General features: G+C 39.6%; 21 protein-coding genes, 1 pseudogene and 1 riboswitch. Of the genes and pseudogenes, 8 read left to right on the forward strand and 14 right to left on the reverse strand.

The features are described 5' to 3' along the window. Window positions 1-16: 16 nt before the first annotated feature. Window positions 17-2209 carry a glycoside hydrolase family 3 protein gene (locus TY16_RS06785; protein ID WP_052342625.1) on the reverse strand — a complete coding sequence of 731 codons (2193 nt, stop codon included), beginning with the start codon at window positions 2207-2209 and terminating at the stop codon, window positions 17-19. 327 nt (window positions 2210-2536) lie between these two features. Between TY16_RS06785 and TY16_RS06790 the strand changes: the two genes are divergently transcribed. The 4 genes and pseudogenes from TY16_RS06790 (at window position 2537) to TY16_RS25115 (ending at window position 4670) form a co-directional block, all read left to right on the forward strand. After that, complete coding sequence (locus TY16_RS06790; RefSeq protein WP_043931062.1) at window positions 2537-3151, forward strand: PH domain-containing protein; 615 nt, start codon at window positions 2537-2539, stop codon at window positions 3149-3151. Between the two features lie 270 nt (window positions 3152-3421). Continuing rightward, complete coding sequence (locus TY16_RS27060; RefSeq protein ID WP_269320274.1) at window positions 3422-3556, forward strand: hypothetical protein; 135 nt, start codon at window positions 3422-3424, stop codon at window positions 3554-3556. A 316-nt stretch (window positions 3557-3872) separates the two neighbouring features. Then, a pseudogene (locus TY16_RS27265) lies at window positions 3873-3938 on the forward strand (zinc-ribbon domain-containing protein); the annotation flags it as partial. Window positions 3939-4076: 138 nt separating this feature from the next. Then, complete coding sequence (locus TY16_RS25115; RefSeq protein WP_052342626.1) at window positions 4077-4670, forward strand: DUF2628 domain-containing protein; 594 nt, start codon at window positions 4077-4079, stop codon at window positions 4668-4670. A 658-nt stretch (window positions 4671-5328) separates the two neighbouring features. Then, window positions 5329-5411, reverse strand: a riboswitch (cyclic di-GMP riboswitch). Between the two features lie 309 nt (window positions 5412-5720). Here TY16_RS25115 and TY16_RS06800 read toward each other — a convergent pair. The 7 genes from TY16_RS06800 to TY16_RS06830 form a co-directional block, all read right to left on the reverse strand. Next, window positions 5721-6338: an acetate uptake transporter gene (locus TY16_RS06800; protein ID WP_043931064.1), complete on the reverse strand. Its 618-nt coding sequence runs from the start codon at window positions 6336-6338 to the stop codon at window positions 5721-5723. A 148-nt stretch (window positions 6339-6486) separates the two neighbouring features. After that, window positions 6487-7248, reverse strand: a complete 762-nt coding sequence (locus TY16_RS06805) for a DUF6612 family protein (protein ID WP_043931065.1) — start codon at window positions 7246-7248, stop codon at window positions 6487-6489. A gap of 187 nt (window positions 7249-7435) precedes the next feature. Then, window positions 7436-8527 (reverse strand): plasmid pRiA4b ORF-3 family protein, encoded by a 1092-nt coding sequence (locus tag TY16_RS06810; protein WP_043931066.1) that lies wholly within the window; start codon window positions 8525-8527, stop codon window positions 7436-7438. A gap of 386 nt (window positions 8528-8913) precedes the next feature. Next, window positions 8914-9441: an acyltransferase gene (locus TY16_RS27065; RefSeq protein ID WP_043931067.1), complete on the reverse strand. Its 528-nt coding sequence runs from the start codon at window positions 9439-9441 to the stop codon at window positions 8914-8916. A 370-nt stretch (window positions 9442-9811) separates the two neighbouring features. Then, the gene (locus TY16_RS06820) at window positions 9812-11335 is read right to left on the reverse strand and encodes a lipopolysaccharide biosynthesis protein (RefSeq protein WP_043931068.1); all 1524 of its coding nucleotides are present in this window, start codon (window positions 11333-11335) and stop codon (window positions 9812-9814) included. Window positions 11336-11353: 18 nt separating this feature from the next. Beyond that, on the reverse strand, window positions 11354-12439 hold the full coding sequence (locus tag TY16_RS06825) for a polysaccharide pyruvyl transferase family protein (RefSeq protein WP_043931070.1): 1086 nt from the start codon (window positions 12437-12439) through the stop codon (window positions 11354-11356). Further along, window positions 12436-13452, reverse strand: a complete 1017-nt coding sequence (locus TY16_RS06830; RefSeq protein ID WP_052342627.1) for a glycosyltransferase family 2 protein — start codon at window positions 13450-13452, stop codon at window positions 12436-12438. Before TY16_RS06830 ends, TY16_RS06825 begins: the two co-directional genes overlap by 4 nt. A gap of 572 nt (window positions 13453-14024) precedes the next feature. Here TY16_RS06830 and TY16_RS06835 point away from each other — a divergent pair. After that, entirely contained in the window at window positions 14025-14258 is a 234-nt protein-coding gene (locus TY16_RS06835) for a DUF2188 domain-containing protein (protein WP_043931071.1), read from the forward strand. 96 nt (window positions 14259-14354) lie between these two features. Here TY16_RS06835 and TY16_RS06840 read toward each other — a convergent pair whose 3' ends face one another. Beyond that, window positions 14355-14666: a hypothetical protein gene (locus tag TY16_RS06840; RefSeq protein WP_043931072.1), complete on the reverse strand. Its 312-nt coding sequence runs from the start codon at window positions 14664-14666 to the stop codon at window positions 14355-14357. A 121-nt stretch (window positions 14667-14787) separates the two neighbouring features. On the opposite strand from TY16_RS06840, the gene TY16_RS06845 reads away from it, so the two are divergent. Further along, a complete protein-coding gene (locus tag TY16_RS06845) occupies window positions 14788-15126 on the forward strand; it encodes a nuclear transport factor 2 family protein (protein ID WP_043931073.1) in 339 nt (112 codons plus the stop codon). A gap of 71 nt (window positions 15127-15197) precedes the next feature. Here the strand turns inward: TY16_RS06845 and TY16_RS06850 are convergent, their stop codons facing one another. From TY16_RS06850 to TY16_RS06865, 4 genes are read right to left on the reverse strand one after another with little or no spacing between them, the layout of a single operon-like run. Beyond that, complete coding sequence (locus tag TY16_RS06850) at window positions 15198-15461, reverse strand: DUF4176 domain-containing protein (RefSeq protein WP_043931074.1); 264 nt, start codon at window positions 15459-15461, stop codon at window positions 15198-15200. After that, entirely contained in the window at window positions 15458-16117 is a 660-nt protein-coding gene (locus TY16_RS06855; protein WP_043931075.1) for a hypothetical protein, read from the reverse strand. The genes TY16_RS06850 and TY16_RS06855 overlap by 4 nt, the downstream gene beginning before the upstream one ends. After that, entirely contained in the window at window positions 16117-16884 is a 768-nt protein-coding gene (locus TY16_RS06860; protein ID WP_043931077.1) for a hypothetical protein, read from the reverse strand. The genes TY16_RS06855 and TY16_RS06860 overlap by 1 nt, the downstream gene beginning before the upstream one ends. A 20-nt stretch (window positions 16885-16904) precedes the next feature. Continuing rightward, window positions 16905-17981 (reverse strand): bacteriocin class II family protein, encoded by a 1077-nt coding sequence (locus TY16_RS06865; protein ID WP_043931078.1) that lies wholly within the window; start codon window positions 17979-17981, stop codon window positions 16905-16907. A gap of 303 nt (window positions 17982-18284) precedes the next feature. On the opposite strand from TY16_RS06865, the gene TY16_RS06870 reads away from it, so the two are divergent. Further along, window positions 18285-18623, forward strand: a complete 339-nt coding sequence (locus TY16_RS06870) for a PadR family transcriptional regulator (RefSeq protein ID WP_043931080.1) — start codon at window positions 18285-18287, stop codon at window positions 18621-18623. Beyond that, window positions 18623-19180, forward strand: a complete 558-nt coding sequence (locus TY16_RS06875) for a DUF2812 domain-containing protein (protein ID WP_043931082.1) — start codon at window positions 18623-18625, stop codon at window positions 19178-19180. The genes TY16_RS06870 and TY16_RS06875 overlap by 1 nt, the downstream gene beginning before the upstream one ends. A 101-nt stretch (window positions 19181-19281) precedes the next feature. Here TY16_RS06875 and TY16_RS06880 read toward each other — a convergent pair whose 3' ends face one another. Beyond that, window positions 19282-19911: a lysozyme inhibitor LprI family protein gene (locus tag TY16_RS06880; RefSeq protein ID WP_043931083.1), complete on the reverse strand. Its 630-nt coding sequence runs from the start codon at window positions 19909-19911 to the stop codon at window positions 19282-19284. Between the last annotated feature and the right edge of the window lie 172 nt (window positions 19912-20083).

Genomic DNA, 20083 nt, shown 5'->3' on the forward strand with positions numbered 1-20083 from the left:
AAACCCTGTTAAATAATTATTTCCCCGCATGATCAGGTTTCCCAGTTTCCCCACCATGGTCTGGCTTGCCGACTGCTTTACCCTGGTTGTAGGAAAGGCCAAAGCCATATTCGTATTTGTCACGAGATTTATTAACATATGAATACTGTTGATATTCTTCTGGCGCAAAGCTTGGAACATCACCAACTTCCTTATCCACCGCGTCAGCATTTGCAGGTATAGCAAAAGGCAGCTGTCCAGTCGGATTGAATTCGCCGCGGATTACGTCAATAACTGCCTCCGTCTTCGTTCCAAATGTTCCAAGTACCGCGGCTGCATTTGGTTCAATTTTGTCGATTAGCCATGGGCTGATAAAATTAATTGCCGTAACGGTTGGAACTGTTTTTTGAATCTCAACAATCCGGTCGACATTAGCAATTCCAGTTTCAGGTCCTACTGAAATCCGCGGGTTGTTGTCCCAGTTCGACTGTGCCGGCTTCACCCAAACAAAGGCATGAGTTGCGTCTGCAAGCGAATCGACAATCACAACTTTGCTGTCATGCTGTTTAATTTGTTTCTTCAAGTTCGCAGTAGCAGCTGAAGAATCTCCTCCAGTGAACAACTCGACGTACAGCTTAACTCCCTTAAGCTTTGCATCCTTCAGAGGAAGAATGTTTTTATCGTTACGTAACAGAACGATGGACTTCAGGTGGGCCTCATCAGCCAGTTGCTGTGATTTGGCATCTTCCACAACCTTTAGCGCAACTTGCGGATCGACATACGGGTCTTCAAACAAGCCTAAATTCATCATTTCTGTCAGCAGCAGGGTTACAGATTCATTCACCTCAGCTTCTGAAAGTAAACCTGAATTCGCTGCATTGATAATCAGCTGTGGATCTGAGGAACCGGAAATAATATCTGTTCCCGCTTTTATCGCTTTGGCCACTTTCCCTTCAGGGGTTAAGTTCTCTGCACCCCAGGCATTGTTTCCAACCGCGCCTGTATCTGAGTTAACGTATCCTTTAAAGCCAAGTCCGTTACGCAGGAAATCGAGAATTCCTTTGTTTAATGCAAAGCCAACTTCCTCAAATTGCTGGTTTTCGCTATACCACGGAAGTCCCTGGTCAGCACTCGTATTGCTCGGATACGCATAATAAGGCATAACGGATGTGACACCAGCTTTAATAGCAGCCTTGAATGGCGGAATATGATACTTCAAAAGACTGCCTTCAGTTGGGTACGGATTGAATTTACCCTCAACAAAATGCGGGTCCAGTCCATTATCACGTGCGCCGCCGCCAGGGAAATGCTTAACTGTAATCGACACACTGTCACTGCCAAGCTTATCCCCCTGGAAACCATTAATAACGTTATAAACCATCTCGGAAGCCAGTTCAGGATCCTCGCCAAACGTATCCTCAATCCTTGCCCATAGCGGATCTGTTGCAATATCGGCTGTATAGCCATAAACCTTGCGAATACCTGCCGATCTCCATTCCTTCGCAGCGATTTGGCCAAATTCATTTACGGCTTCGGCATCACGTGCAGCCGCAAAACCAAGCGGTCCAGGCCAAAACGTATGCATGCCCGCACCTTCACTATTGTTGGTATAATCAGTTGAAGCATGATTCCGTGGGTTCGACGTCACCACCACCGGAATCCCCAATCTTGATGTCTCCCCCAATGCTTGAAGCTGGTTTGTATACTTTGCAATCACATCGACCGAAGGAGTTTGCCGGAAGATGACGTAGCGCATGTTTTTCCCGACAATCATCGGATCATCATCTTTTACATATTTTCCATCTGCCGGGTTTGCAAGCGGAGTATGTGTGTTGATCAGCATCAATCCTGCTTTTTCAGCCAGCGTCATCCTTGATACAAGATCAGCAACCCGCTGGTCAACTGGCTTTCTCCAGTCCTCAAACGTATCAAGTACTTTATCACCATCAAGATCCCTGAACTGGTAACCGCCATCCTTCAGGACACCTTTTCTGGATGCTTCAATTTCAGGCTGGCCAGTGGCAGGATTAGCTGGGACACGATATGTAACCGTCTCTGCGCCGGAGCCTCCAGGGGTGTTAGGTTGAGCAGGATTTACATACCCTAAATCTTCATTCCCATTACCATATGCCACTGCAGGTACTAACAAAGATAAAGCTAACGTACTGGTTAACACAGTCTTTCTGAATCTTGAATGTTTCTTTCGGACTAACGTGGATTTTGAAGACACTTGAACTCCCCCTATACATAATTGGCGCTTTTAATAGGTAAAAAGTACGATAAAATAGGCCCTCCTTTCAATCCAATAGTGCAAAAGTAATAAATTTGAATATTCCAAATATTAAAAGCGCTTACAATTATTATCTGTCCAAGCCTGACCTACTTACTATTTGATTTTTTTAGGTAAATTTGTGATTTTTTTAGAAAAAGCAAGAGGACGAATAGTAACAGGATTAGTTACACTCAACATTTAGATTTTTCCATAAAAAGGGTTATTCTCAAAAGGTTCGTATGGTAAAATTAAGTTGTTTGATAACTTGGAAAAGGGGAGAAGAAAATGTTTAAAAAGCTGGCTTCCGAAGCTCTTGGTTTGTCCGATATCGGAAAAATTATCGAGCCTCAAGACTTTGACAAAACAGATGCCGATGACTATGTCCGCCATGAGGATAATGAAAAAATTTACTTCCTGATCAAGACAAAGGCGGATGAATATTGCTTCACCAACTTGGCGTTCATTCATGTTGACGGGGAAAATGCCATTTCTTCCAAGCGTACTCTGAAACGCTATCCATATTCCCAGCACAAAATCACAGACGTCACCCTTGAAACAGCGGGAAGAGTCGACCTCGATATCGAGATTAAATTTACTTTGGGTAACCAGCAGTACAGCATCGATGTGGACAAAAAGCAAATCAACAAGCTGAACGACCTCTACAAAGCCCTTCTCTACATATCCGAAGTGACAATCGAAAACAATATTATGCTCCAAATGGCCAGCGCAAGCCTTGATAAAGCTACAACCATCCTGCAAACCTCAAGGCCTGTTGATATACCGCTCGCCGACCAGTACAAGCAGCTGACCGAATTTGGCTTCGAGTGGCTGAAATCAACCCGCGAACAATACCACCAAAAAGATTTCGGGCCAGTTTTTGAAAAATATATTAACAACTAATATAGAAAAAAAGCACACATTTTACACAGTTGAATAAGATGATAAACATAGAAAGGCATTGTAAACCCTTGAACAGTACAATGTCTTTTTATTTTCCCCAATTTCCCAAAGTCATTGCTTGTCCAGATGAATGCGTTCCCCTGGTCTGTCATTAAAAGGTTTAAACACTAATAAAATAGGGTAAAGCAAAAACTCTAAGGGACAATCCCTTAAATTTGGTTGTGTTCCACTTATCTTATGGCCAAAAAAAATGCAAAGGAGGAACAGTTGATGATACAATCTGATCCAAATGAATGCATTTATTGTGGGGACCAGCTGACGAAATGGGAAAGCACCAGAAGCTATTGTTGGGATTGCAGTGAAACTACTTCCCCTGAAGCCTATCACGATGAAGATGAAACTTAAAATGACAAATAACATTGGTACTTAATTAAAAGAGGCAGGGGAAATTCCCTGCCTCCTTTTTTTTATCTTCCTTAACTCACTGATGAAAAGCGGTTAATCTGTTTTTTGTATGAGGCGTTTCCAAAGAATGCCCTGATACTCAGAGAAGCCCCCCTCCGTTTACCCTTTTTAAAAAATACAATTCTTTTATCCCTACCAGCTTGTACCAAAAGAGACAGCCGCTTTTATTCCCATCCTTATTAATGGAATTTTTTATAAATCATGGTAATAATAAGGTGTATATAGTGAAAACAAAGAAAAATGCTGAGGTGAGGTCATGTTTTGTACTAGTTGTGGTGCAAAAATTAAAGAAGACGGAAGATTTTGTTCTTCATGCGGTAAACCAGTAGACTCTCAAGCTACTGAAATTTCTCCTAACACTTCCGAGTCAGTGTCGGGCACTCATGAACTACGGACTTTTGTTGGAAACAAGTCGGATTATTACTTGCGAAAATGGAGCAATCCTAAGAGGAATGGTTTAATGGGTTGGAACTGGGCAGCGTTTTTTGCCGGTATGTTCTGGCTAGGCTACCGAAAAATGTACAAGATTGTATTGATCATTTTAGGCGCTTTCTTGGCTTTTGATATTATTTCGCTTATTATTAACAATCCTATCTTAGACGAGATGAACTACTCGATAGGCATTGTCACTTCTGTCATATTAGGCATGTCTGGAAACTATTATTATTACAAAAATGCTCAAGACAAGATAAAGAATGTTAAAAATCTACTCCCCCATAACCCGACAGGCCAAGAGGATGCACTGCGTAAACAAGGTGGCTCCAGCTGGGGAGGAGTATTTATCGTTCTGGGGTTATTTGTAGTTTATTTATCAATTAATATAGCCATGGCCTTTGTTTTCGACAGTACCGCTCAAGACTCTATAAGCAAGGACAAACCGGGGGCAGCAGTTGCCAACTACAACACAGACACAAGTGATACGGATACTACAGATGATACAACCGAAGGAACTGATAAAGGAACGGATAACACCGAAACTGATACTACGACCTCCAATTCAGCAGAAGACGAAACATCACTTACGACAGAACAAGACCTTTTCAATCTTACATGAAAGAACACGGCCTGACCGTGCAAGCTATAGATGTCCAATATGATATGGCAAATCAACTAGATCAAGAGTTTGCGATTATAGGAAATGCCTCGCTGTCAGATACTATAATTATGGATTTAGTGAGTTAGAAAAGGAATTTTTTGCAGTAAAGATCTACCCAATAAAGATTCCACTAGCATCAAAGATGTCTGGACCCTCTATTTCAGTAGAACTGATTTTGCGGAGTTATTCAATACTTTGAAGGTAAAAGGCGAAACCCTGCTGGTGGGTACCGGCTTCATTCCAAGTGAGCTGTATCAGGATTCACAAGGAAACCTCGCCGTCGTAAGTCAAGCCTCTTGGGAAGAATAAAATCATAGGAAAGTAATCAGGCGGTCATGAAAGGGGCCGCCTTAAAATTACCCACGGTCTTCTCCGCCACCTACAACCCAATGAAACAAAATCTCGTGAAACAAGGAAAGTCAGAAGTGACAGGCATCTAAACAAAAAAAACCGATTAATGAAATATCTCATTCATTAATCGGGTTAAAAAAAGGTTAGCTAGGGCGTTTTTTACCACACCTTACGCATTGGTCCGTATAGTAGCTGTACTTGTGATTCCGACGAAGGAAACAAATAATGGATTTAAACATTTAGATGAACTCCCTGTTGAATATTACCCGGCAGTCCAGCCATCTTAGTATATACCTTAGATCTGCGACTTTGCGCCCCTATTTTTCAATAGGTTTGCCTTTATCAAGTTGATAGGTCAATTGTACTATATTATTTATCCTCCAAAAAGGAATCCACATCGGTAAAGTCTGCCAAGATTCAATATACTCTAGTAAAAATATTTTTTCTTTAATTCAATGAGAAATAAACTTTGTTGCCAAGTTGGCTTCTGGAGAGGCTGATTAATCCAATAGAGCCAGTCTAAAAAAATTTATCAGCATTCAGAAGATACGAAAATACACTGCATTCAGCAAAACAATAAATTCAACATAGTCTACTAACACAGACTTAAATAAAAAAACAGCCCGGCAACTCTGCCGGACCATTTAGCTACCAAACTTATTTTTTAAAAACCCCAAACGGCTTCCCAATCGGCAGGAAGACTCGTCCAAAGTGTGTGTTCAGTACGATGGCTGCTGATCCGTAGAACGATAGCAGCGCAATCAGCATTTCTGATACTGCTGCGATCATGTGGGTGGCTTCATACATGATGCCGAACGAACTTAGAGTTAAACCGATAAACAGGAAGTCGATCATGACAAAGATGGAAAACAGAACTTTATGAGTTTCCGCAGCGCCGATCGTCATAAAGATGCTGAAGATTAAATAGCCGAGAAATGCGAAGCCAAGCTGCTTCGGATCAGCATTAGCAGCAAGCTTTTCGCCGAATGCTCCCAGCTGGATCAGCCAGGTCATGCCGACGCCGAACCAGAAGAGTCCAAATGCGCCAAACGCCGTTGTCCCGAAAATGTTATTATGCTTAGAATCCTGTACAGCCGCGAACAGCTGTGCAATGCCCCCGAGAAAGAAAGCCCATGGCAGGATTAAGGAAAGCCCTTCAGTTAAGCCTAATTTTTGTGATGATGCCACAAACGTGACCATTCCGAGTCCGAATAGGCCAAGCGCAGATGGATCTGCCGCTGTGATTTTTACTTGTGTTGATTTCTGAGTATCCATGAGTTCCTCCTAAAAAATTCATACTTACTAAAGGTATAGAAGTTTAGGAGAGGAGTCAATGGAATTCAGGTGGCAAAATTGTGAAATCGCTAACGAAAGGGGACGGTTCCGACAAACCGGAACCGTCCCTCCTTGTTCATTAAATTCTTTAACTCTCTAAATCCATCTCTATCACATTATCAGTGACCTCTGCCGGAATGGAGAAATCCTTGACCGAGTTGATATTTTTGTAGTCTGCATCTGCTTTTATGCTGATTTGCGTTGTCTGGCCGTCCATAACGATTTCCAGGTCAGCCTCGGTCAACACATTTTTCAAGTTATAGTCTTTATCGATTGTGTAGGAATAATTGAACTTGTTTACCTTTGATACCTTGATGGATTGATTTTGCAATTCCTCCGTCAGTACGCTCGTGACAAGTTCCTTTTCTTTGTCGGAAGAATTTTCGTCAAGCTTGACGTCCAGGACATAGCCGCCGTCTTTTTGTTCAAAAGAAAAGAGCTCACTAAACTCGTTTATTTTTTCAAGGTCTTTCTTAATTGAATCTCCGCTGGCCATTTCCTCAAACTCGGGGATACTGCCAGTCGGAGCCTGGATCCAGCCTTCTTCCCCAGGCATCTTCATATAGGCTGATTCCTTATCTATGTATAACTCGATTTCCCCTTCAATCATACTCATTTTCATATGCGTTATAAAAGGGTCATCCTTGTAAACCAAGGCAATATCTGTCGTTGAACTGATGTCCTGTCCATTGGAGCTAATCTTAAATTCCGTCTTCATATCGGTTTCAAAGCTGTTCAACGACTTTTTGACTGCCCCCGAAACGACTTCTTCCTTGGTCACCTTCGTACCGCAACCGCTAATGATAAGCATAAGAATCAGACTAGCTATCACAACCGTAATTTTTTTCATTTTCTCCTCCTTGATTACGCCTTGCTTCCATCTTACCAGTTAATGGATATCAATATCACAAAAAATTTTGCATTTTTCAAAAAAAGAACAGGAATGTGTTTCATATCATCCTGTAAAAACAAGCCGGGGCCTGTACCTAAAAAAGTGGTATAACGTAAAAAATCCCCAACCAAAGGGGATTTTTTTACTATTCGTGCCTCAACAGTCTGTTGATCTGGTTTATGTCGAACTTTCGATACCCTTGCGACCTGCCCCAGCTAACCATATGATCATAGTCAGGATCATTGGGGTCAGAGGTAATTCTCAGATACTCGGCATAGCCGCCTTCCCCGCCGACATCCTCCGGCGGTGTGTTTCCCTCACCAGCCAGGCAAACTGGATGCGCCTTATCATACTCCTCAATCACCGCTTCCACCTCAATGTCATGCCGCCAATCATCACCAAAGTCATACACATACTGCAACAGCTTGCAGTCCGGGAGATACTCAGCCAACCTGGTGGCATCTTCCAGATGGGCTACCAACCCTTCAACTGGATGCGATAAAATCAACTCGGGACCCGCAACATGAAGAAACGGCTTTTCATCCGCACTTTTATATAGATAGAACTCATGTAAATGGGAATCTTCCCATCCAAAAGCCGTCTGGATAATAGTATGAAGATCAGCAAATGTCCGGTTCAGCGGCACGATCACCCTCCGCCACACCTTATGCTGCTCATCCATAAACGAAAGCGAAATTTTCAGCTGTACAGCAGGCATACCAATCACAGGCCCACCCGAAAACTCCTCAAGATCCCGGTACATCACCTCATTCGGGTAGAGATAACTGTTTTTTCCATCCCCGACAAGAATACGGTTTATCCTTTTTCCCAAGGCCAACTGGAACATCTCATTTTCTAAAACCTCATCGCTAAAATACTCAATTTCCATGCACTGCCGGTTTAAACGTGCAACAAGCTTCCGGTCACTTGTTTTTGAAAAAACAACCTTGCCCATCGCTTCCAAATAAGCATCTATAACCTCTTTTTTAATCCCCTCAGACGTTAACGCTTCCCGGATACCCTGTACAGCAAGCTCGTCCAGCTTCTTAAAATCCTTCGCTTTCAAACCATACAATACAACCACAAAACGGCTGCTGTCATTCACCAGGACAACCGCCTGCCTCCGATTCATCGTCAGCAAATTCGCATGCCACGAGAACAAAGGCTTTTCCTCAGTCCCATCATCAAGCACAACATCCAGCTTACCCAACAGCTTCTTCGTACAATGTAGTTTCATTTAAAAACTCCCAATTTCTGACCGTTTATATACTAAAATCTTACCATTAATAAAAAAACAAATCATCCTATACACAAACCAGAACCCTTTTATCATCGAACATAACATTTAACCATCGCAAAATTACAAATTTATCCATTAATTCAGTGTACCAGAACCAATTGGAAGTATTTTACCATTAGTTCTTTGTTCTCGAAAAATAATTCAGCGATTTTTTATTTAATTCAGCGGTTTTTATCATTAATTCAGCGATTTTGAAATTAATTCTTAAAGTGCGGAATATTCAAAATATTCCCCTTACCTTCTAATCCCTAAGTACCGAATTAATATAAAAAAATACCTGTAGATAAGACTCTGTTTTTCAAGCGCCCTAACTACAAGTATTTTTATAAGTGGTTCTTCATTTTCAAGTAAATCTTGTCTTCCTTTTTCAGTTTTTCATATATCTCTTTATTTCTATACTTTAAAATTTTTGCTGGATTCCCTCCTACTACCGCACAAGGAGGAACGTTTTTAGTTACGACTGCTCCCATTCCGATAACCGCACCTTCTCCAATTGTAACACCTGGTACAATTAAGACATTGGAACCAATCCAAACGTTTGATTCTATCACAACCGGCTTATATATATATTTGGTATCATATGGTATTGAAAGAAGATCCTCGCTATCATAATTATGGTTTCTGGTCATAATTTCACAATTATGAGCGATTATTGTTCCACTTCCAATCGTAATACCACCATACCCCAGAAATTGATTATCAGGCCCAATATAAACATGATCATCAATAGAAATGTCACCTGGGCTAAGAAATTTATTACTTCTGTGGATTTCCACATTCTCGCCTAAATGCTTGAAATTCACCTTTTTATCTTTCTTACCTGTTAGTCTCTTTATTATTTTAATTATCATAGTAGCAAGGCTCCCTATTTACTTAGAGAATAATTCTAGAAGGTGTTAAATCAACAATGTATTATTAAGCAAGTTGATTGTAGCGGAGGATGCGAGACTCCTGCGGGAATAGCTGGCCAGGGGAGACCCCACAGGCGCTCGCGCCGAGGAGTAAGAAAAGCGAAGCGACTGCCCAGCTCCGACAAGCGCTGGAGGGCCTGAAGCAGAAGTCGTTCTTTGACTTCAGCTGAAGGACCGAAGCGACTCGAGGAGCTAGGAGCTGCAGCTAGACAAGCTCCCATACCGCCCGCGGAAAGCGAATTGCCTGAAGCGAAAATCCAGCATTCTCCTTTTGTTGGGTATGTTAATAAATCACATTTAACAATGCCTTTTAATTTTGCCGCAATCTATTCTTCATACCTATTAAAAGATTGACCAAAACTTTGAATTCTTCTTTTTTTCTAAAATATAAAAACAAGACTAGATTGGAAACAATTAAACACACCATCACTTGATATAAAAATGAGAACAGCGTCCCATTTTGATAAATAGAGCACAAGAAATGAATGATGACTCCGCTGAGTGCCATGACCAATATAAACAAGAAATACTTATAAAAATATTCTTTAGAGGAGCGTTTAAAGCTTTCTCTAAAAATAATCATCGGGTCATACCAAAAGAAAGTGGCTAATCTGCTTATAATGGTTCCGAATAGAACTCCTGCTACTCCTAAATACTTTGCCAGGATAATAGAAACCACAATATTAATGATGGCTGCATAGATCGGCCTGTATTTCCCTAGTTGATACAGCCCTGCCCCATCTCTAAAAATAACATTGACATTGTGCATTCCATTAATGAAAAAATTCAACACAATAGCGAAAAGAGCAAGTTTATCTAAAAGATACTCTTCACCTATCCAAAGTGTTATGAAGGGGTCAGTTAACTGCCACAAGGATACTAATGATACACCATAAAGCCAAAAGGCTACTAAAAGCACCGTATTGAAAATACTGTATTTTTTTTCTTGTGTTTCGTTAACATTTAAGTCACCTACACTGGCAGTAAGTGAATTAAATATTTGATTCATAATCCTGTTAAGAGAGGTCGTTATCATTAGGTAATTAGAGTAAAGCCCCACATACGAAATGCCGATAAAGGCAGATATAACTATAGAATCTGTACCATTAATGACTGTTGAAGCAATTCTATATAAAAAAGCAGAATACGTATTTTTGAATATAGTCTTTTTCTCATCACCGTCTAATTCCTCATCGATAGGTTCCTTCAAGAAAGGATATAACTTATCCACCTTTTTAGAAATATATAGATTTTGCAACACTGTACTTAATATCGATATAACTGTATATAAAATAAAGTTCTCAAATACTAAAAGCGTTAATATTTGTACGATACTAGTGACAAGAGTAAAAAATGTTGTGATTGAAGAAACTATATAATTCTTTTGATCAGCTACCAAAAAGATTCTTTTATAAACCAGAAGATAGGATACAACAGAGTTCAATACAAAGAGAATATAAATGGTATTTAAATAAGGAATCGAATCAGAGTCTTTAATGATATACGGCAAAAAAGGTAAAATGACTAAGCCTATAATTAAAACACTTGCAGAAACCTTTCTGAAAAACCTTTTATAAAAAGTCATCAGGATTTTTAGCTTTACTTCGTCATTCTCTTTAATAGGTTTATAGAGACTAAAAGTCATAGCTCCGATTATGCCTAGGTCTGCAAGTGATAATATCGTTATTATATTTGTAAAAAGTCCATTTATCCCTAAATACTCAACACCTAATGTGGTTAAAAAGACTGTTCTTACAGCAAAATTTAAAAGAAGAAATATAATTTGATTAAGCAGCCCAAACGCAATATTTTTCACTGAATTTTTTGTTCTCATTTTTAAAAAATTCCTATCTTATTCTCTGAGTAATAGTTTATCTAATTCCTTAAATTGTTTTTTCGACTCCTCCATATAATCATCGATACTGTCTGGTAAGTTAATAGTCGAATTCAGTTTTTCAATATCAAACTTTTTCAACTCATTAAGTTTTATAATCTCACCCTGGAATCCCATATCGTCCAGAACAGTAAGCATTTTATCGCTGTATATTATCGGAAATACATTTTTCTTTAATCTAATCCCCAGGATCATCGCATGGAAACGGGTAGCAACGATGGTTTCCATATCACTTAACAGTTCAATAGCCTCATTCAGGTCCCCGTTATACAAATAAGAATTCACCGACTTCCTGGCATCCGAATCCAATAAACGCAACACTTCATTTAAAGCCGTTTCATCCCCTTCTTTTTTACAGAAAGAGAATAGCGTTACCTTTTTTCCTTGGGAAACAAGATAATCGACCATTTTTTTGATCGTATCAAGATAGTCCTTTTTATACTCTTTAAGGCCATCTCTTTCACTCAAATCAATAAGGGATATACCTACTTTCCCCTTATCATTCATCGCAGACGTATCAACGTCCAGGTTAAAAACAACATCGGGTGCATATCTGACATGATTCAATTCTTTAAATAGGTTGTAAGATTTCATATCCCGAAAACAAATATCCGTATAATGTGAAAAAGCCTTTTTATAGGCCATATAAAATTCTTGATCAGTCCAAGGCCCAAAATTACTTCCTATTAAGAAATTTGGTTTGTTTTTCAAAAGTAAATGCTTGTGTTTTGCCCATTTTGATTTCCAGCTATCATTTTGTATAAATAAGGATCCCCCTATATAAACGTGGGCATCCATAAGTCTATTTGTAATTCTCCTTATTAAAGAAAAATTATTTACCTTATAAGAGACTTTATCGATCAGAGAATAAATCTTGTTTTGACTAATATAAGTGAGATTCTTTATTTCTTTAAAATTATCTTTGTATCTTGGGCTGCCATGCATATAAAAATTTACATCTTTATAGCGGTCGCAAAGGATTTTTATAAACAAATCATCCCCCAAGTTGCTATTTAAATAGGCTGTAATCATTACTTTTTTCATTGAGTCACCACTGAGTTGATTTTTTTCTTTAAGTTCAGTAATTGCAAAGTCAATGAAACAAAATTACTCTGCAATAAAAAAATAAATAGTTTATATTTGAGGTTTAATTTAGCTAGTTTTAAAGAATCGTTAAATTGCTTTGTGTTAACGATATTTTTAATGGTACGTCTCTTTTCTTCCTTAGCCATCTTATCGTTTAGAAGAAACGATATCATTGCGTCTGTAATAGCCTTAATATATTTGCTTTCCAGAATAATTTTATTCCTGCTTTGATAAACTCCGTATTTGGCCATAAACTTTCGTAATTCCTGATAAATAAATTCTTGAGCTTCCAGTCTCTTGCTATTATATTTCAATGTCAAAGATTGATTGTTGACCCGATAATATGAATAGAAAGACTGGTCAATAAGAGATATAGAATCAATCGTTTCCATATACTTCAGATTAAATAATAAATCTTCTCCCAGTGAAAAATCCTTAGGGAACAGGATATTGTTATCTACTATGATTTTTTTTACATACATTTTATTGCATGGCGAATTTAATAATCCTTTTTTTTCGAAAAATTCACCGAAAAGGTTGAAAAACTCACTTTTATCAATACATCCACCGTGTCCTATACGAATCTCTTCAATTAAGTTATCGTCAAGATCCATAATCTTATACCCAGAGATCGCCAATTCACTTTGGTCATATTGAATCTCCGCAACTAATGCTTCAGTCATGTCATTACTTATAGAATCGTCACAATCAACAAATTGAATATACTCTCCGCTGGATACACTAATCCCAAAATTCCTAGTGTCACTAACTCCAGAGTTTGGCCGATCAAAAACTCTTATTCTTTTGTCCATTTTCTGATAGCTCTCACAAATAGTGATACTATTATCAGTTGAGCCGTCATTAATTAAGATAATCTCTATATCGTCATACGTTTGGTTCATAACCGATTCTATGCATTTGGCTAAAAATAACTCGCCATTGTAAATTGGTATAATGATACTAACCGTCATTGAAAGAGTTCCCCTTGCCAAATTTGTATTTTATTGATTGGAAAAATTTCTTTCAGTACAATTTTAATCCCTTTTCTGCGGATAACGACACGCGGAAGATAGAACAATCTTTTAGAATCATATCAGTAGTTTGTAAATTTTTAATATCAAGCGGGTTAAAGTTATATGAATAACAAGATTTTGCCGGAAAACCATTTTTATACTAAAATCTTATTTATTATAAAAAAACAGATCATCCCCTGCTCAAACTTAAACCAAATTATCATTGAATTAAGCATTTAATAACCATATTTACATATTTAACCATTAATTCGGTGTGTTACGAACCAATTGGAAGTCTTTTTCCACTAGCTCTTTGCCCTCGAAAAATAATTCGGCGGTTTTGAGCATTAATTCAGCGATTTTTTAATTAATTCGGCGATTTTAAAATTAATTCAGCGATTTTGAAATTAATTATTAAAGTGCAGAATATTGAGAAAATATTATAGGTGTTTGTAGTTCAACCATGTTTCACATATCCATATAAAAGGGAACATTTATGCTAAAACACACCAATAGCGAGGTGAACCCTTATGGCAGAAAGGAAAACGGCTGTCCATACAGTCCCGAACAAAGACGGCGGCTGGGATAATAAACAAGACGGCAAGACAATCAGCCACCATCAAACTAAAGCGGCAGCGGAAGAAAGCGGCCGACGTGCAGCAAAGCAGGACCAGACTGAACACCGCATTCATAATAAAGATGGAAAAATTTCAAATGCCAATAGCTATGGCAACGACCCCAATCCACCAAAGGATAAAAATTAGCATCAAAAATGGCCGGGTAATGGTAACCCGGCCATTCTAATCAATTGAAAATTATCAAGGAACTCGGATGATTGAAAGAGGAAATTCTGAAGAATATCATATGAGGTTCAATCTTCTTTTAAGTACTTCAATTTCACGTTCATTTCGGGCAGTTTTTTCCCAAATATAATCCTGGTCTATTTCCATACTCTTAAGCCTGCCGACAATCTCGTCATGCCGATCCGCATTTTTTTGCTTTTCAGTTTCGAAATCCGCCCTCATAACCTTCATATCGCTCTGCATTGCTTTCATGTCACCCTGCATTTCTCTCATGTCACGTTGCATCTCTAGCTGCAAATTGGTTGTTTTAGCGACCATCCCTACTAATTGGCTTATCATATGTTCCATTCGCGCAAGCCTTTCTTCCATAGCATTTTCACCTCCTTTTACTTATCATTATACAACAGAATTCCCTTATTCAAAATTGGTAGATTTACTAAATGATAAGGTATAGTAAAAACAATCCACCTATAGAAAAGAGGTCCGTAATATGACGCGTCCAGAGGAATTGGCACAGCAGCAATTAGACGCATATAACAAGCAGGATTTAGATGCATTTGTTTCTGTTTACAGTGAGGATGTGGTGGTTCGGGATTTCCCATCCAACCAGGTCACCCTCTCCGGCATTGAACAATTCAGGGAAAGGTATGCTAATTTATTTCAGGCAAATCCCAATCAGCATGCCGAACTTAAGTCGAGAACCGTGAAAGGCAATATTGTCATCGACCACGAATATGTAACAGGAAGGGCAAACGGTGAAGCAGTCGAGGCCATTGCTATCTATGAAGTTTCCAAAGATCAAATCATTAACGTTTGGTTCGTAAAATAACGCATTTTTTCTCATGCATAAAGTAAAGGCCTGCAGTTCAAACTGCAGGCCTTTCCATATAATCAAATAACTCACTTCACATTTAAAGCCAGGGCTTCTTTTGCAAATTCCAGTTCTTCTTCATCCTGGAAGCCGATAAAAAAGACCTTCTCGATTTGATCATGATTAAATAGGTACATATAGTCCTCGCTTAAGTTTCCTTCAGGATAAAGGCAGGCAATATAGTCCCAAACCTTATCGGATTGCAACTCCTTTTGCTGCCTTCCATAAATCATAATTCTTTTTGTGCCGCCTTTTAGGAGAACGATTGAACCAATAGGTAAGTATTTTTTCACTTCTTAGAACCTCCACGTTTCATACTAGTTCCTAAAACTGTCGATGGGAAGAGTGTCAGCACTGACGCCATAAAGAACTGATAAGCAGTGGCAACAGTATCTGGATTTGTAAATACAGCCCCTTTTACCTTATTCAAAATAACAAATACAATAGCGATGACCACCACGGCGGAAATAGAGCCTATCACATATGCTTTTTGACTATTTACTTTTCTCAACTGGGGTGAAGATATAAAAAGAGACAGGATAAAAAATACGACCGCGGCAGCTAGATATAGAAGAAAGGTAAACTGCAGAAAGTTTGCCTGCTCATTTATTACATTTTCCTTAACTCCAGCAATAAACATTGCATTCGATGTTAGCAGTAATTGAATACTAAGGATTACAAGGAAAAGTAAAATAAATCTTCCATATTTCACCCAGTTATCAAATTTAAATTGCTTTATAAGTGTAAATCCGTAAACAAAAAGGCCCACGTATCCGATAAGAATAAAAATAATACTTATTTTCAGCCACAAGGGCAGGATTGAGAATGACTGTAAACTTAGCAACGAAACAAACAGACCGAGAATGAAAAAGGCCACCGTTATAAAGCGGAAATTCTTTTTCATGTCTGTAGACTTTGGATACAGAGGCTGAGTTTTACCTGTTTTCATCACACTTCCCCTTTCACTTTTTCCACGTCTATTAGTAACAGTTGAGGCAGCCTTTCTACCTTAGCCTCTCTGAGAATGGCTCTATCACCTTTGCCTGAATAAACAGAAGTTACAAGTTTGATAGTCCCTGCTTCATTAAAAACAATCGTCATCGCAGTTTCTCTGTGGCGAAGGCTTTCTGTTAGAAAAACAGTACAATCTGGGGAGTTAACTGCCTTAATAATTGATAGAATGGAACGTGAAGGCAAGTTCAACTTCTCACATTGTTGAAACAGGCCCTCAGCCCCTTCATCATAAAATACTTCTACTAAACGATCAAATTCCGAAAGAACCATATCAAAATGGAATTCATTCACTTGGGAGTTTTCAGTCGAAACGCTGCCAAGCAATTCTTTTAAAAATTCGCGGCGGCCAAAAAGGGATAATGAATAGTGATTTTCAAAAATGTCTATCACGATATTTTTTTCCGTTCCTTCGCCAATATAAAGCACCTTGCTCACTTCGTCATTCTCTACAACTGAAATCACTTGCTCTGCTGTAAGAATGACAGCCAGCTGATCCATTAATTCATCTGCTATGTATGGATTTCCCTCTTCATTCAGCTTCAAGAATCCCTTTAAAAAGGAGGAACCGCAAAAAAACTTCCATTCTTCCTCCAGTTTTTCAGCAGTAACATCAGCAAAAGGGTCATCAATAAATAGCGGCAAAGGCTGTTCGAGGATCACATATAAAAAGCCAATTTCCTTTGCTGTTAATTCATATGTCATGATCGGTCTCCTTTTCACGTCTAACCAGTACTAGCCCCGGTGTTGGGCTTTGAACCAAACAGACTGCCAACCCATTGTGCCGCCCCTTTTACAGCACCTCCGACCGCCTCAACACCATCACCTACAACATCCTGCACAACACTTAATGTAGATTTCTTATTATTTCCGCTGCCCCAAACTTCAGCCTTAAGGAGCTTATCGCCAACATATGCCGATAAGACACCCACACCCGCACCGATAACTGCACCTGCAACCGTCCCAACGCCCGGTGCAATCATGGTGCCGACCGCCGCTCCAATCTTTGCTCCTGCAATCCCCACACCAACAGATGCCCCGCCAGCAATAACCGCATTACTAACCTTTCTTTCTGTCGATATGTTTTTATCAGTCGTGAGTTCTTTATAACTCTCCGCAGCTCCGGAAACCCATGGGGCCACTCTTGAAACAAAGTTAACACCTTTCACCCATTTAGAGACTCTGTAAAGCCTTGTCGCATGGGGGTACTTATTATTTTTTATGTTTTCAATTGTATATCTTCTTGCCAGCCCCTGGCCGCCATGGTATGTCTCACTGTTAAAAACCTTTAGGTATTTACCATCAACAACAAAGCGCGGAAGATGGTAATATGCCGGGAGCCCAACCAGCGGCAACTCCACTAATAAATCACGAATCAAGTTGATTTCATTGTGAGTAAGAAACTCAGCTAACCCTAAATCCCACCGGGCAGTAAGTTGGGATTTTTCCCCGCCCGAGTTTGTTGCCTTCTCAAGAACTGTACTTCCGCTCTTTCCTGGTGCTCCTTCACTCCCGATCCTCATAACGGTTAAGGCGCGGTTCGCAATATGCTTTTCTGCACGTTCATATTTTTGTGCAGCCATTTCCAGAAAAGACGTAAGAGCCTTGATTTGAGTCTCCAAATCCCTAACGTTATTTACTGTGGATGAAAGCGAGGCTCCAATACCCAGGCGAGCCTGAATCCTGGGATCAAGCCCGCTTTTTATGGAAACAAGCTGTGATTCGATTTGATTTAACTTAGAGGAAATTGATTGAACACGGGCAATATCACTCTTCACATTACCGATATTGATTCTAATCATTCAGGCAATCCTCACTTCCCATTTGCATACCAAAATTTAAATTATATGTACAAAGTTCCATCAAAGTTATTTTATAACAAAATTTAACTTTTTACTATTTTCATAGTGAAAAATTACAACTTCTATTTTGTCCCTTCTCTGCCCTGACACACCGAGAGTATCTTCCAGTATCCAAATTGTAATCCAGGAGAATTACACAATGGAAATTTTATTATTTTCGAACCTCTGTATTGACTCCTATATCATTAAACGATATATTATATTTAATGATATATCATTAAACGATATAAATGAGGGGATACAATGGCAAGAAATGATGTACTGGAAACCGGTGAACTGACAGATACTTCTTTTTATATTCTGCTTTCACTGGTTGAAGCCAGACATGGATATTTAATTATGAAAAACATTGAAGAACTGACGAAAAATGAATTTACCATTGGTCCAGCTTCCATGTATACAACAATAAAAAAGCTCCTGGCAGCGGGAATGATTGAGCAATTGGGGGATGAAGTTGACAAGCGAAAGACCTATATCGCAACGGAAAAGGGTTTGGAGTTGCTGAAAAAAGATATACATCGCCGGGAAATGATGATCCAGCACGCAAAAAACATTCTAATGAAGAAGGAGGCTTCAAAATAATGGCACGAACGAAGTATATCGCGAGTGGCGGTTTGGCTTTTGATGAAGAGAAGGACATGGAAAAACTCGGGGAACTGGCACAGGAAGGCTGGCTCTTTGATAAGTTTTACTTTTTGGGATATAAGCTGAAAAAATCATCTCCGCAGGACCTTCAATATGCAATTGACTACCGTAAAGGAGCGGACCAGGATTACTTCGCTTATTTTGAGGAAGCGGGCTGGAAGCATGAAGGAAGCAGCGGCGACTATATTCACTTGTTCAGCGCACCCAAAGGGGTTGCCCCTATCTATACCGATAAACCTTCCATCCTTGAAAAATATGAAAATGAAAAAAAGTCCATGGGAAAAGCCGCTTTAATTACTCTCCTCATTAATATCTGTATTGTTGTTGCTTATAATTTTGTTGCATCCCTTGAGATTTTTAATTCAAATGAATTGATAATAAAATCCCTATTTGCCCTTCTGCAGTTAGTTGGGGTAATCTGCTTAGTATTCACCGGACTCCCGTACCTTGGATATATGTACAAAGTAAGCAAATGGCGACGGTCAGGTTTATAAAAAAGTAACAGGGACGGTTCTGCTTCCCATTGGCTAGCCAAACCGTCCCTGTTGCCCGCTCTTCCCATGTGGAATAAACTGGTGGTGCCAGGCATCTGCCCCTACCCCATATACTTCGCAACCAACGCATAACATCTCTCCCTAGTTAGAATCGCCTGCGTGGCCACATATTCTAATGCTTCATGTGAACCGCCTTTATATTTCAGCGATGATTCCTTCGCAGCTTCATCCCTTTGTTTAACCCAGCTCCGTTGTTCTTCCCTCACCTTTTCCATCTGCTCCGGGCTAAGCTGTTCCTCCAGCACACGATAAATCTTGTTCAATACCTTATCCCACTTCTCATACCGCTCCGCCTCTTGTTCCTCCAGTTCAGCAGTGGTTGTCCCGACGGCCGAACGCCTGTCCTCTTCTTCCATCTCATTCAGTTTCTTTAGATACTCATCCTTTAGGCTTCCCGTCCCCTGACTACCGAACTCCTCGCCGTCTGAACTAGCAGAAATGCTATTGTCCTCGCTATATATTTCGGTGGACCCATCTTCATTTACAACGGTTACCTGCTCTGTTAAGACTAACTCCTGCTCCCCTAAGCCATCACCCTCCAGCTCGCTGGAACTTGGTGCAGCACCGTTGACCTGTTGACTACTTGACTCATCAGCCGGCTTCCCACAAGCAGTCAATAACCCAAATGCCGCCGTAAGCACTCCTACTACTACCAATCTTTTACTTTTCATCCCAAACCTCCTCACTAGTAATAGTTTATCATAACAATTCCACTATTTTCCTCCAAAAGCGTTAGGGCCAACTTCCCTTTCTTTTTTGTGAAAAATTGGTCGACGCCCTCAAGTCCCTATAACCTAATAAGTTCCTGCACGCTCCCCGTCTTCCTCTCTTACAACTTCACTT

This window comes from Bacillus sp. EB01, assembly GCF_000613125.1.
GTDB lineage: Bacteria > Bacillota > Bacilli > Bacillales > Cytobacillaceae > Bacillus_D.

Coding starts and splice junctions, on each gene's coding strand:
- TY16_RS06875 (WP_043931082.1), top strand. CDS start 18,623: ATGGCACGAACGAAGTATATCGCGAGTGGCGGTTTGGCTTTTGATGAA.
- TY16_RS06855 (WP_043931075.1), bottom strand. CDS start 16,117: ATGAAAACAGGTAAAACTCAGCCTCTGTATCCAAAGTCTACAGACATG.
- TY16_RS06800 (WP_043931064.1), bottom strand. CDS start 6,338: ATGGATACTCAGAAATCAACACAAGTAAAAATCACAGCGGCAGATCCA.
- TY16_RS06860 (WP_043931077.1), bottom strand. CDS start 16,884: ATGACATATGAATTAACAGCAAAGGAAATTGGCTTTTTATATGTGATC.
- TY16_RS06810 (WP_043931066.1), bottom strand. CDS start 8,527: ATGAAACTACATTGTACGAAGAAGCTGTTGGGTAAGCTGGATGTTGTG.
- TY16_RS06845 (WP_043931073.1), top strand. CDS start 14,788: ATGACGCGTCCAGAGGAATTGGCACAGCAGCAATTAGACGCATATAAC.
- TY16_RS06870 (WP_043931080.1), top strand. CDS start 18,285: ATGGCAAGAAATGATGTACTGGAAACCGGTGAACTGACAGATACTTCT.
- TY16_RS06825 (WP_043931070.1), bottom strand. CDS start 12,439: ATGAAAAAAGTAATGATTACAGCCTATTTAAATAGCAACTTGGGGGAT.
- TY16_RS25115 (WP_052342626.1), top strand. CDS start 4,077: ATGGGTTGGAACTGGGCAGCGTTTTTTGCCGGTATGTTCTGGCTAGGC.
- TY16_RS06805 (WP_043931065.1), bottom strand. CDS start 7,248: ATGAAAAAAATTACGGTTGTGATAGCTAGTCTGATTCTTATGCTTATC.
- TY16_RS06865 (WP_043931078.1), bottom strand. CDS start 17,981: ATGATTAGAATCAATATCGGTAATGTGAAGAGTGATATTGCCCGTGTT.
- TY16_RS27065 (WP_043931067.1), bottom strand. CDS start 9,441: ATGATAATTAAAATAATAAAGAGACTAACAGGTAAGAAAGATAAAAAG.
- TY16_RS06790 (WP_043931062.1), top strand. CDS start 2,537: ATGTTTAAAAAGCTGGCTTCCGAAGCTCTTGGTTTGTCCGATATCGGA.
- TY16_RS06820 (WP_043931068.1), bottom strand. CDS start 11,335: ATGAGAACAAAAAATTCAGTGAAAAATATTGCGTTTGGGCTGCTTAAT.
- TY16_RS06830 (WP_052342627.1), bottom strand. CDS start 13,452: ATGACGGTTAGTATCATTATACCAATTTACAATGGCGAGTTATTTTTA.
- TY16_RS06880 (WP_043931083.1), bottom strand. CDS start 19,911: ATGAAAAGTAAAAGATTGGTAGTAGTAGGAGTGCTTACGGCGGCATTT.
- TY16_RS06840 (WP_043931072.1), bottom strand. CDS start 14,666: ATGGAAGAAAGGCTTGCGCGAATGGAACATATGATAAGCCAATTAGTA.
- TY16_RS27060 (WP_269320274.1), top strand. CDS start 3,422: ATGATACAATCTGATCCAAATGAATGCATTTATTGTGGGGACCAGCTG.
- TY16_RS06835 (WP_043931071.1), top strand. CDS start 14,025: ATGGCAGAAAGGAAAACGGCTGTCCATACAGTCCCGAACAAAGACGGC.